This is a genomic window from Geodermatophilus sp. SYSU D00696, from assembly GCF_054050235.1.
Genome location: NZ_JBJGYY010000077.1, coordinates 1 through 2,835 on the forward strand (window position 1 = coordinate 1; position 2,835 = coordinate 2,835).

Sequence of the window (2,835 nt, forward strand, 5' to 3'; positions counted from 1 at the left end):
CGTCCTCCCTCACGGCCGGCGGTGAGGGAGGACGCCGCAGGGTGAGGGAGGACGGCGGCTCAGGCGGGCGCGAGGCGGCGGCACTCGGGGCAGACGTCGTCGGCACCGAGGCCGCGGCGTCCGTTCCAGGCGCCCTGCACCACGGCCACCGGCGTGCCGCAGACCGCCACCCAGGGCGGGGGCCCGTCGGCGGCCTCCCGCGGCACCGCGTGCGCCCGGCTGCTCTCCTGGTCCCGGCCGGCCGCGTGCCCGCCCGCTGCGCTCGTCACCGGGTCAGTGTGGTCTCCGCGTCGGCCGGGAGGCGTTCCAGGAACGCCAGGGCCCGCTGCCAGAGCAGCTCGCTCGCCGCCGGGTCGTACTCGGCGGGCAGGCTCGGATCGGTGAACAGGTGCCCGGCCCCCGGGTAGTCGAACGTCTCGACCCGGCCGCCGGCGCGGGCGGCGTCCGCCGCGACGGCGTCGATCCACTCCTGGCGGCGGAACGGGTCGTCCGCGGCGTAGTGGATCTGCACCGGCAGGCCTGCCGGCCAGCCCGTTATCCCCAGCATCCCGAGCGGCAGGGCGCCGGAGAACAGCAGCAGCCCGGCGCAGCGGCGGCGGGTGGCCACGTACTCGGCCATGCCGGCGCCGTTGGAGAAGCCGGCGGCGACGAAGCCGTCGGCCAGCCCGGCGACGCCGTCCAGCGCGGCCTGCATGAGCGCCGGGAAGCCGACCCGCTCGGTGTGGGCGCTGCCCGCGGCGTAGTCGTCGAAGACCAGCCCGTCGTACTGGTCGACCACGGTCACCCGGTGGCCGGCCGCCCGCAGGCGGTCGGCGGCGTCGACGACCCCGGGACGCACGCCGAGGGCCGAGTGGAAGAGCGCGATCTCTGTCATGGGGAGACCCTGCGGCACCGTCGGTGACACCGTCCTGTCACCGTTCCTGCGACGATCTCCCGGTGAACCGCACCGACCGGTTGCACGCGCTCACCGAGGAGCTGCGCCGGGCCGGACGCCGCGGACGGACGGCGGCGGAGCTCGCCGGCTGGCTGGAGGTGTCGACCCGGACGGTCAAGCGCGACGTCTCCGCGCTGCAGCAGGCCGGTGTCCCCATCTGGGCCACGGCCGGCCCGGGCGGGGGGTACGTGCTGGACGCGGCGGCCACCCTGCCCCCGGTCAACTTCACCGCCGCGCAGGCGGTGGCGGTGGCCGTGGCGCTGGCCGGCGCGCCGGACGCACCCTTCGCCGTCGACGGCCGCGCCGCGCTCGCGAAGGTGCTCGACGTGCTGGGGCCGGCGGCCCGCGCCGAGGCCGACCGGCTCGCCGGACGCGTGTGGGTCCGCGGCCCGACCGGCCGCCCGGACGCCGCCGCGGTGGTGGAGCAGGCGCTGGCGCAGCGCCGCGTGGTGACCCTCCGCTACCGCGACCGGCACGGCGCCGAGACCCGCCGGCGGGTCGAGCCCCACCTGCTCGCGCGCACCGGCGACCACTGGTACCTCATCGCCTGGTGCCGCGACCGGGACGCCCCCCGCTGGTTCCGCTGGGACCGCATCGCCGGCGCCGCGCTCACGACCGAACCGGCGCCGGCCCGGGACCCGGGCCTGTACGGCACCCCGCCCCCAGACGCCCACGCGGTCCGGCCACACCCCCGCTGACCGGCCGGGCACGATCGCCCCGCTGTCGCCGCGCCGGGTCGGCGGGTGACCTGCGACACGCCCGGCGAGACCGCCCGGTACCGGTGTGTGGTTGGCTCCGCCCACCTCCGGCGCCGCCGGACCCGGCGGGCCGGTTCGTCCCGACCCCAGCGGAGGCATGCATGACCCGGTTGCGCCGGAGCGCCCTCACCCTCGGCGCCGCGGCCGCGCTGGCCCTGACGACCGCCCCGGCGGCCGGCACGGTCGACGTCGCCGTCCCGTCCGCGAGCGCCGCCCCGGAGGGGTGCGCCGACGTGCACACCGACCACGTCGGTCACGGCACGGAGGAGGCCCGGATCCGTCCCGGCGCCACCCGTGGCGAGCCCAACGCCGTCTCCACCGCGCAGGCCGCGGCCCTGGGCAACCCCAAGAGCCGCCCGGTGCTGGAGGCCGGCTCGGTCACCGTCCCGACGGTCTTCCACGTCATCACCGCCGAGGAGCTCACGGCCGAGCAGCAGGAGGTGCGGAGGCAGCAGATCGCCGCGCAGATGGACGTCCTCAACGACGCCTACGCCGGAGAAGGAGCCGCAGCGGACTCGCCCGACACGCCCTTCCGGTTCACCTACGAGGCGACGGAGATCGAGTTCGTCGTCAACCCGGAGTGGGCGGCCCTCGTCCCAGGGAGCAAGGAGGAGCGGGCCGCCAAGAGCGCGCTGCGGGTGGGCGGTGCGGAGACGCTCAACGTCTACGTCGCCTCCATCGGCGGCGGGCTGCTCGGCTACGCGACCTTCCCGCAGAAGGCCAAGGGCGGGCAGCTGTGGGCCGACGGCGTGGTGATCCTCGACGAGTCGATGCCGGGCGGCACCGCCGAGCCGTACAACCAGGGCGACACCCTCACCCACGAGGTCGGCCACTGGCTGGGGCTGTTCCACACCTTCCAGGGCGGCTGCAGCGGCCCCGGTGACTACGTGACCGACACCCCGGCCGAGGCCCTGCCCGCCTTTGAGTGCGACGCCGACGCCGGCCGCGACAGCTGCCCGCGCGACCCCGGGACCGACCCGATCACCAACTTCATGGACTACACCGAGGACTTCTGCATGAACACGTTCTCGGCCGGTCAGGTGGCCCGGATGAGCAACGCCTGGGAGGCCTACCGGGCCCCGGGCGTCTGACGTCCCGACGCAGCGGCGCGCGCCACCCGGGGGAGGGTCCCCCGGGTGGCGC

The 2,835-nt window shown here is 76.6% G+C and carries 4 protein-coding genes; 2 read left to right on the forward strand and 2 right to left on the reverse strand.

The features are described 5' to 3' along the window. Window positions 1–59: 59 nt before the first annotated feature. Window positions 60–269, reverse strand: a complete 210-nt coding sequence (locus tag ACI79O_RS24095; protein WP_456893497.1) for a hypothetical protein — start codon at window positions 267–269, stop codon at window positions 60–62. Beyond that, complete coding sequence (locus ACI79O_RS24100; RefSeq protein WP_456915390.1) at window positions 266–874, reverse strand: dienelactone hydrolase family protein; 609 nt, start codon at window positions 872–874, stop codon at window positions 266–268. The genes ACI79O_RS24095 and ACI79O_RS24100 overlap by 4 nt, the downstream gene beginning before the upstream one ends. A gap of 62 nt (window positions 875–936) precedes the next feature. Here ACI79O_RS24100 and ACI79O_RS24105 point away from each other — a divergent pair, with 62 nt between their 5' ends. Together ACI79O_RS24105 and ACI79O_RS24110 are read left to right on the forward strand one after the other, a co-directional pair. Beyond that, window positions 937–1,632, forward strand: a complete 696-nt coding sequence (locus ACI79O_RS24105; RefSeq protein ID WP_456893493.1) for a helix-turn-helix transcriptional regulator — start codon at window positions 937–939, stop codon at window positions 1,630–1,632. Window positions 1,633–1,793: 161 nt separating this feature from the next. Further along, window positions 1,794–2,783, forward strand: coding sequence for a zinc metalloprotease (locus tag ACI79O_RS24110; protein ID WP_456893491.1), 990 nt, complete (start codon window positions 1,794–1,796; stop codon window positions 2,781–2,783). Window positions 2,784–2,835: the final 52 nt, after the last annotated feature.